Source organism: Pseudomonas sp. (assembly GCF_041601375.1).
Classification (GTDB): domain Bacteria; phylum Pseudomonadota; class Gammaproteobacteria; order Pseudomonadales; family Pseudomonadaceae; genus Aquipseudomonas.
In genome coordinates, this window is sequence record NZ_JBFIIG010000193.1 from 1 (window position 1) to 7,660 (window position 7,660).

The 7,660-nt window shown below is 64.6% G+C and carries 9 protein-coding genes; 2 read left to right on the forward strand and 7 right to left on the reverse strand.

The genetic code is table 11. From position 1 onward, the window contains the following. The coding region (locus tag ABZE94_RS18550) for a cbb3-type cytochrome c oxidase subunit I (RefSeq protein ID WP_372877264.1) at positions 1-534 on the forward strand (534 nt) is incomplete at its 5' end. A gap of 234 nt (positions 535-768) precedes the next feature. Further along, positions 769-2,610 (forward strand): nitric oxide reductase activation protein NorD, encoded by a 1,842-nt coding sequence (locus tag ABZE94_RS18555; RefSeq protein WP_372877266.1) that lies wholly within the window; start codon positions 769-771, stop codon positions 2,608-2,610. Between the two features lie 258 nt (positions 2,611-2,868). Here the strand turns inward: ABZE94_RS18555 and ABZE94_RS18560 are convergent, their stop codons facing one another. The 7 genes from ABZE94_RS18560 to ABZE94_RS18590 form a co-directional block, all read right to left on the reverse strand. Further along, complete coding sequence (locus tag ABZE94_RS18560) at positions 2,869-3,060, reverse strand: DnrP protein (RefSeq protein WP_372877268.1); 192 nt, start codon at positions 3,058-3,060, stop codon at positions 2,869-2,871. A gap of 32 nt (positions 3,061-3,092) precedes the next feature. Then, on the reverse strand, positions 3,093-3,776 hold the full coding sequence (locus tag ABZE94_RS18565; RefSeq protein ID WP_372877270.1) for a Crp/Fnr family transcriptional regulator: 684 nt from the start codon (positions 3,774-3,776) through the stop codon (positions 3,093-3,095). A gap of 137 nt (positions 3,777-3,913) precedes the next feature. Beyond that, positions 3,914-4,063 (reverse strand): hypothetical protein, encoded by a 150-nt coding sequence (locus ABZE94_RS18570; RefSeq protein ID WP_372877272.1) that lies wholly within the window; start codon positions 4,061-4,063, stop codon positions 3,914-3,916. Between the two features lie 203 nt (positions 4,064-4,266). After that, the gene (locus tag ABZE94_RS18575; protein WP_372877273.1) at positions 4,267-4,713 is read right to left on the reverse strand and encodes a putative zinc-binding protein; all 447 of its coding nucleotides are present in this window, start codon (positions 4,711-4,713) and stop codon (positions 4,267-4,269) included. A gap of 84 nt (positions 4,714-4,797) precedes the next feature. Continuing rightward, complete coding sequence (locus ABZE94_RS18580; RefSeq protein ID WP_372877275.1) at positions 4,798-5,475, reverse strand: Crp/Fnr family transcriptional regulator; 678 nt, start codon at positions 5,473-5,475, stop codon at positions 4,798-4,800. A 144-nt stretch (positions 5,476-5,619) separates the two neighbouring features. Next, a complete protein-coding gene (locus tag ABZE94_RS18585) occupies positions 5,620-6,993 on the reverse strand; it encodes a 4Fe-4S binding protein (protein ID WP_372877277.1) in 1,374 nt (457 codons plus the stop codon). Continuing rightward, a partial coding sequence (locus tag ABZE94_RS18590) for an FTR1 family protein (protein ID WP_372877279.1) occupies positions 6,981-7,660 on the reverse strand: 680 nt, incomplete at its 5' end. The genes ABZE94_RS18590 and ABZE94_RS18585, both read right to left, overlap by 13 nt.

A 7,660-nucleotide genomic window follows, 5' to 3' on the forward strand; every position in this document is an offset into this window, starting at 1 on the left:
CGGCAGCACCCGAACCGCGCCGCCACCCTGTGGGCCAAGGGCACTACCGTGACCGCGTTCTTCGGTGCTGGCGTGTGGGGCTTCCTGCATACCCTGGCCCCGGTGAACTTCTACACCCACGGCTCGCAACTGACCGCGGCGCATGGTCACCTGGCCTTCTACGGCGCCTACGCAATGATCGTGATGACCATGATCAGCTACGCCATGCCGCGTTTGCGCGGGCTCGGCGAGGCGCCGGATGCTCGGGCGCAGACCATCGAGATCTGGGGCTTCTGGTTGATGACCCTGTCGATGGTGGCGATCACCCTGTTCCTCACCGCCGCAGGCGTGGTCCAGGTCGCCCTGCAACGCTGGCCTACGGATGGCACCGCGCTGTCGTTCATGAGTACCGTCGACCAGTTGGCCGTGTTCTTCTGGCTGCGCCTGGTGGCCGGGGTGTTCTTCCTGATCGGCTTGCTCTGCTACCTGTACAGCTTCAAGCAACGTGCCCGGGCCACGGCCCGCGATGAAGCCGCCCTGACCGTTTCGGCCTGAGCGGTGCGCGGTAGATACATCTCGGCCCGGCTGGTACAGCGGGCCGTTTTTGCATTGGTTATGTAGCCATTAGGTGTTGCATGGGGAAGAGTGGTCGCAATACGTAGGGTGCGCCATGCGCACCAAGGATGATGCAGCCAGCGCTGGTGCGCATGGCGCACCCTACGAGGACTGCTCGACCGCCTTTGCATTGCAACAATCAATTGGGATATAGCCATAGAAGAGGTGAAGCAGATGGCTTTTACCGTCGAACTGGAAGAGTGGGTGGGCAGCGTCTGGCACCGCTTTATCACCCGGCGCGCCAGCCCGGATTTCCCCGAGGCGCGGGTCGAACTGGCCAGCATGCAGCGCCCCCTGGCGTTGTTGTTTCGCGCCATGGGCGGCGCCAGCGGGGTCGGCGTGGAGGCCGCCAGCGCCCGTGACCTGGTGTTGCGGCGCACCCTGCTGCAACAGGTGGCCGGTAGCTGCAAGCAACTGCCGGTGGCCTGGTGCGATGCCAGCAACCTGCGCCTGCCGCCGAGCCTGGCGGTCTATCCCGAGGTCGCGCTGAATCAGGACCTGTATCGCTGGCTGGCGCTGCTGGCCGCGCACGCGGGAGAGATGCGTCACTGGGCGCGCGATAACCAGCGTTGGACCCGACAGTTGCTGCAGAACTACCCGGCCCTGCGTCCGCGCTACCAGCGCCTGGTCGAGGCCCATCTGCAGTTGCGCCCGGACCCGGATTCGTTGGGCAAGGGCGAGGCCGAGCTGGAGATTGCGCTCTGTCAGGCCCTGCGCGAACCGGGCAGCGTCGAGCATTTCCCGCGTAGCGAACTGGCACCCTGGCCGTTGCCGCTGTGGCTGTACCCGGCGGAAAACCTCGGCGAACCCCAGGCCTGTGACCTGGGCGAGGAGAGCGAGGGCAACCTGCTGACCCCTCCGGGCGAAAGCAAGGGCGGGCCCAAGCGCGCCAAGCGGGTCGAGGAGAGCACCAGCAAGGGCGGCCTGCTGATATTCCGCCTGGAGAACCTGTTCAGTTGGTCCGAGCATGTCGAGCTGGATCGCTGCAGCGACGACAGCGAAGACCTGGACGCCGCGCGGGTCGCCGAGGATCTCGACGAGCTGGCTTTGTCCAAGCAACGCCTGCGCAAGAGCGGCGGGCTGAAATTGCACCTCGACCTGCCGCCGGCGGACGTCGACGACATCCCGCTGGGCGAGGGCATCAAGCTGCCGGAGTGGGACTACCGCAAGCACAGCCTGCGCGAGGATTTCGTCAACCTGCAGATGATGGTGCCGCGTGGCAGCGAGCCGCAGCCGCTGCCCTTGCGTCTGGCACCGCTGGCCAAGCGTCTGCGCCGGCAGTTCGAGCACCTGCGCAACGATCGCCAGTGGCTGCGCCAGCAACCCCAGGGCTCGGAGCTGGACATGCAGGCCTGGCTGGATTTTCATGTCGAGCGCCAGCATGGCCAGTGCGCCGAGCGTGGCCTGTTCATGGAGCAGCGCCACACCCGGCGCGATCTGGCCTGCCTGCTGCTGGCGGATGTGTCGATGTCCACAGACGCCCACCTGGACGACCAGCACCGGGTTATCGATGTGATCGGCGACAGCCTGCTGCTGTTCGGCGAAGCCCTGTCGGCCCTGGGCGACGATTTCGCCCTCTACGGTTTCTCCTCGTTGCGTCGCCAGCAGGTGCGCATGCAGGAGCTCAAGTCGTTCAAGCAGCGCTATGACGACAACACCCGCGGACGCATCCAGGCGCTCAAGCCCGGCTATTACACGCGCATGGGCGCCGCCATCCGCCAGGCCACCGTGCTGCTCGGCGCCTGCAAGCAGCGGCGCAAACTGCTGCTATTGGTGACCGATGGCAAACCCAACGACCTGGATCTCTACGAGGGCCGCTACGGCGTCGAGGACACCCGCGAAGCGGTGCTGGAGGCGCGGCGTCAGGGGTTGTTGCCGTTCTGCATCACCATCGACAGCGAAGCCGGCGACTACCTGCCGTACATGTTCGGCGCCAATGGCTACACGCAGATCCGCCAGCCGCAGCAATTGCCGCTGCGCCTGCCGCAGTTGTATAGGCAGTTGACCCAGGTATGAACAATCGCGGCCAAGGCCGCGATTATCTGGAGTTGGTTCGGGCTGCGCGGAGTCGTAGGTTGGGTTAGCGGCGCCAACGATCACCCAGGCACCGCTGTAGCCAACCGCCGCGTAACCCAACAGGGGGGCCTGCAGACACACCGCGATGATGGGTTACGCCGCACCTGAAACGAGGCACTACCGAAAACCATCTCGGCGGCTAACCCATCTACGAGTTATGTACCAGGCCGTAGGAATAGGACAGGGACGCTGAGCTCGTCAGGCAATACTTCGCGGCAACCACACCACCATCACCGCACAAAACACCGTCAGGCCGATGCAGAACCACATAAACCTCCGTTGCCGGCGTTCGCCCGCGCCGTCGGCCAGCGCCGGCAGAGGCATACCGCAGTGGCGGCACTCGGGTTCCCGGGGGGGATTGTCTCGTTGGCAATACAGGCATTTAGGCATGGCGATCGCTCATAGACGCGAAGACGGGCATTTCACTCGAACTGCTCCAGGCGCAGGCGGTCGAGAATCACGATCTGCCGGCCTTCCTGGGTGATGATTTCCTCGTCGATCAGGCGGCGCATGATCCGTGAGAAGGTCTCCGGCTGGATCGACAGGTGCCCGGCGATCAACTGCTTGGCCATCGGCAACTCGAACCTGTTGCCCGCGTCCGGCTGGCGCGCGAGCTGGGTGATCAGGTAGCGCACCACGCGGTGGGTGGCGTTTTTCAGCGACAGCGTTTCGATCTCGTTGACCCGCTGGTGCAGGCGCACGCAGAGCTTGCCGAGCAGGGCGAAGGTCAGCCGACTATTGCTCTGCAGCAGGCGCATATAGGTGCTGTTGGCGATGCGGTAGAGCTGCGTGGGGCACACCGCCTCGGCCGATGCGACGTAATTGGGCGTGTCCATCAGCATCATGGCTTCGGCGAAGGTCTGCCGATTGCCGATGACCTCGAACACCTTCTCCTGCCCGTCCGGGGTCAGGCGGTAGATCTTCACCGCGCCGGCGATGACGAAATAGAACGAATGGGCCGGCTCGCCCTGGCGGAACAAGGGCTCGCCCTTGTCGATGCTGAGCAGTTGACTGGTGCTCATCAGCTCATCCATCTGCTCTTCGTTCAGCGGCTCGAACAAATGGTGACTGCGGAGAATCTGGTGATGAACGCGATGAAGCACCATGGAAGACATCCTGATTGTGTGGCGTGAAGATCGACCCTGAGTGGCCTGGAGTTCGGCCCTGTCCGTGACGGGCTGACGACTCGGTCTTGTGTGGTCAACGAGTGTTCTATCGGACAGCCTGGATGGCGGGCAGTTGCTCAATGATGCACGGGCATAGCCAGATGCGCACTGATGCTGCTGGCGGCCAGCGCCGTGTCGGTGGCGAAACTCAAGGCGACGCCACTGGCCAGGGCCAGTACCGAGGTCAGGACCAGATACCAGGCCAGTGGTTGCAGAATTTTCTTCATGGGGACTCCCTGCATGGCGGTCATGCAACGCGTGTTGCGGTCATGGATAGTTCTAGTTATTTGTCCTTGAGCAAGCCGCGTGCCATCTTCAATTCGTTGAATTTAAAGGGTTTAGTGGATGGTCATGGTAAATATGACTGCGCCCGGGCAGGGTTGTAAATACCTTTATGGTCGTTTTGACCATGATGCTGCTCGCGCACCATTCAATCCGTCGTTTGCGCGCCCGTACTCCGAGTCGGCGGCGGTTGGCATGAGGCAAGTTCGGCTTGCGCCTGATCCGTGCGGCCGAGATCGCTGGCGATGATGCGGGTCATGTCCGCGAACAACGCATCGGCTTCTGCCTCGCTGCAGTCTTCCCGATAGCGCTTGCGCAGGCCTGAGCTGCTGAGGGTGATGTGCACGTCGGCGCCGATGCCGTGTTGGGCCAGACAGGCGCTGGCGCAATGCAGGGGACAGCCGTCGATGGCGAGGATCGGGCGCCCGGAGCGGGCCTTGCTCACCAGCGCCGGAACATGCCCGCCGATCCCGGCGATGCAGGACATTTCCGCCAGACCGGTACGATCCAGGCGCACGGCTAAGGTATTCGCCAGTTGCGCCACGTTGGAGCAGCCGGAACAGGAGTAGACCAGGGGCAGGGTGGTCTTGGGCATTGCGTGCACCCTTCAATCGTCAAGAGGCTGCCCAGTTTGACCCGCGTGCAGCGGCTGACGTTGATTACGGTCAATTCTGCACTGCTAGTCGTCGTAGTTGTTCAGCCCCTGCAGGTCGATGATCTCGATGCGCCGGCGCTGTACGGCAATCACGCCCGAGTCGATCAGGCGATGGAGGATGCGCGAGAAGGTTTCCGGCTGGATACCCAGCTTCGAGGCGATCAGCCGTTTGGGCACATCGAGCATGATCGCCCCGTTGCCTTCTTCGTGGGCCTGGGCCAGAAAACGCCTGACTCGGTGACAGGCGTTGGCCAGGGTCAGAGTATCGATTTCGTTCAAGCGCTGGTGCAGGCGGATGCTCAGGGTGGCGAGAATATCCAGACAGATGCTCGGGTGTTGTTCCAGCAGGCGGCGGTACTGCGCACCGTGCAGGCTGGCCATCTGGCAAGTCTTCAGTGCGGTGGCGCTGACCGGGTAGTGCGGCACGCCGGTGAACAACAGCGCCTCGGCAAAGGATTCGCCGGCGCGGATGATTTCCACCAGTTTTTCCTGACCGTCGCAGACTATCCGGTGCAGTTTCACCTGGCCGCTGAAGACGAAATAGAAGCGATCGGCCTTGTCGCCCTGATGGAACAGCGAGGCGCCAGAAGCCAGACGCTTGAGGTTGGCCGAGGCGCACACCTCCTGCAGCGCCGCCTCCGGTAGTCGGCTGAACAGGTGATGATGGCGCAACTGTGCGACAAGCGATGGTTCGGTCAGCATGGTTTCTCCCACGACGCAGCTCGGGATTGCTCGAGATTGCATGCTAGAAGGTCGATAGCCGGGGATTCCTTGATCTCAAACAAGTCCTGCCGAGACGGGCGGATGGGGAACCAGGCGGGCAGGATCACCGTCTGCCGACAGGACTCAGTTCCAGCCCCAGAACTGCAGCCACCAGCCATAGCCGACCCAGGCCGTACCCAGCGCCAGGCAGCAGAATGCCGCGAGTCGATTGAGTCCGCGCGCGCCATGCCGGCCCAGCACCTGCCAGCCCAGCCACAGGCTCCAGGCGATGGCTGCGACGAGCAGGCCGGCGCGTGCCGGTTGCACCCAGGCCAGGGCCAGGCCCTCGTAACGCAGCAGCTTGACGGTGGTGGCGCTGAGGCCGAGAAACAGCCCACTGGCGCCGAGCGGAATCAGGGTCAAGGCCAGGTGTTCGAAGGCATTGCCGGTGCGCGACGCCAGCAATGCTGCGGCCCGCAGCAGCAGCCACAGGCCGCCGCCGAGCAGCAGCGCGCTGGCCGCCAGGTAGAACAGGATCAGCAGGCCATCGAGCCAGCTGAACAGGTCGTTGGCCTGCGGGTAGTGGGTCAGCAGCCACCAGGGCGCATCGGCCTGCAGCAGCCAGTAGCTGTCGTGCTCGACCAACCAGGTGGCCGCCGCTTGTTTCAGGCTGACGAACCAGGGGCTGACCGTCCATTGAAAGGCGCCCATGGCCAGGCCGATCACGCCGAACAGCAACAGGCTGCTGTCCCAATGGCTGGCGTGCAGCGGGCCGACTATTAATACCTCGGCGTTCGGCGAACGCGCGCTCAACTTCACCGCGCCGCGTTGGCCGCTGCAACGCCCGCAGGCATGGCAGTCGGCGGCGCCCCGCATGCGGCGGATATCCAGAAGCGGCGCGCAGTTGGGCGGCGGCTGGCGCGGCGGCGGGTTTTCCAGCCAGCGTTGTTCGTCGACCTTATAGTGCAGGGGTGCCAGGCGGGCGAGCAGGGCGAACACGCCGCTGACCGGGCACAGGTAGCGGCACCAGATACGCTTGCCGCGGCCATAGAGAAAGCCCACCAGCATCGCCGCCAGGGTCGAACCGCCGAGTATCAGCAAGGCCGCCTGGGCATAGTCGTAGACGCTGATCAGCTGGCCATAAACAGTGGTGAGGATAAACGCCAGGGTCGGCCAGCCGCCCCAACGGATCCAGCGTGGCGTGCCGCGACCCAGGCCGCGCCAGCTGATCCACTCGCTGAGCGAGCCTTCGGGGCAGAGCACCCCGCACCAGAGCCGGCCGAACAGCACGATGGACAGCAACACGAACGGCCACCAGAGGCCCCAGAAAATGAACTGGGCGAGCAGCGTCAGGTTGTCTAGCATGCGTGCCTGGCTGGGCGGCAACGGCAGCAGCGCCGGCAGCACCAGCAACAGGCTATAGAAGGCCACGACCGCCCATTGCAGACCACGAATCAGCCGCGCATGCCGCCGCAGCGTATCGCCCAGTCCGCCGAGCAGGCCGTTCAGCTGGCGCATGGCGACACGGCGGGCGAGCTGCGTCGCAGCCAGAACGCGACCAGCAACCAGTAGCCGGCGAGGGCGGCGACCGTAGCCGGGGAGGGCATGGCGCGGTAGCCGGCGAAGTTGGCCAGTACCGACCCCAGCCCCGAGGCGTCATCCAGACCGGCCGAGGTGTCCCAGAGCGCATCGCCGAACCAACCGTAGACTTGCTCGGGCAGTTCCAGGGCCATCAACTGGCCGCTGATGCGGTCGAGCCCGGCGATCAGCATGGAGGCGCCGAGCAACAGCAGCACTACTTCGCTGAACATGAAGAAATGCCGCCAGGACACCAACCGGCTGCCGGCCTGCAGCACCATGAAGGTGAGCAGTGCCAGGGCGAAGCCCGCCGCACCGCCGAGGGCGAACTGCCAGAGCGCGGTGCCTTGCTTGTGCACGCCCAGGCCATAGAGGAAGACCACGGTCTCGCTGCCTTCGCGACCCACCGCGAGCATCGCCAGGAGCAGCAGGCCGAGGCCGCCGTTGTGGTTCAGGTGATTGCCGGCCGCCTGTTGCAGGTCGCTTTTCAAGGTGCGGCCGTGCCGGCGCATCCAGCCGACCATCTGCAGGATCAGCAGACTGGCCAGCAGCACCAGCGCCGCCTGGAACCATTCGCCGGCCGCGCCCGCCAGCCATTCGCCGGCGA

Bases quoted from the DNA above. Each gene is read 5' to 3' on its own strand.
- ABZE94_RS18555 (WP_372877266.1), top strand. From the start codon at position 769: ATGGCTTTTACCGTCGAACTGGAAGAGTGGGTGGGCAGCGTCTGGCAC.
- ABZE94_RS18560 (WP_372877268.1), bottom strand. From the start codon at position 3,060: ATGCCTAAATGCCTGTATTGCCAACGAGACAATCCCCCCCGGGAACCC.
- ABZE94_RS18565 (WP_372877270.1), bottom strand. From the start codon at position 3,776: ATGGTGCTTCATCGCGTTCATCACCAGATTCTCCGCAGTCACCATTTG.
- ABZE94_RS18570 (WP_372877272.1), bottom strand. From the start codon at position 4,063: ATGAAGAAAATTCTGCAACCACTGGCCTGGTATCTGGTCCTGACCTCG.
- ABZE94_RS18575 (WP_372877273.1), bottom strand. From the start codon at position 4,713: ATGCCCAAGACCACCCTGCCCCTGGTCTACTCCTGTTCCGGCTGCTCC.
- ABZE94_RS18580 (WP_372877275.1), bottom strand. From the start codon at position 5,475: ATGCTGACCGAACCATCGCTTGTCGCACAGTTGCGCCATCATCACCTG.
- ABZE94_RS18585 (WP_372877277.1), bottom strand. From the start codon at position 6,993: ATGCGCCAGCTGAACGGCCTGCTCGGCGGACTGGGCGATACGCTGCGG.